Below are 362 nucleotides of genomic sequence, written 5' to 3'. Positions count from 1 at the left end.
CTTTCCTTGGTGACGGTTAAGCCCATGATGGGCGATTGTGCGATGGCCCAACCACCCATCCGGGAGCGGGACCAGGCGTAGGCCATTCCGGCTTCGATGCCGAGTTGGCGGAAGGCACGCATGCGGCGATTGGGTTTCTTCCATTGTTTCCAGATGCAGTACCGCAAGCGGTTTCTGATCCAGCCATCCAGAGCTCTCAACTTACCCCACATTTTGCCTAGCTGAAAATAGCCCAGCCATCCGTACATCAGGGAGTTGAGGCGTTGAATGCGTTCTTCAAATGGAATTGGGCTGGTTTTACGCGTAAGTGCCTTGATCTTGAGCTTTAATCGCTTCCAAGATTTCGGCGCTACCCGTAGGTT

Annotated in this window: 1 protein-coding gene; it reads right to left on the bottom strand. The window is 53.9% G+C overall.

All coding sequences use genetic code 11. The features are described from left to right. Positions 1 to 362, bottom strand: a 362-nt coding sequence (locus FRY97_RS22125; RefSeq protein WP_317131942.1) for a group II intron maturase-specific domain-containing protein, incomplete at both ends; no start/stop codon positions are given.

It is taken from the genome of Phaeodactylibacter luteus (assembly GCF_007993045.1).
Lineage (GTDB): Bacteria > Bacteroidota > Bacteroidia > Chitinophagales > Saprospiraceae > Phaeodactylibacter > Phaeodactylibacter luteus.
Note: the sequence above shows the minus strand (reverse complement) of the source record. Positions and strands in the feature narration are given on the sequence as shown.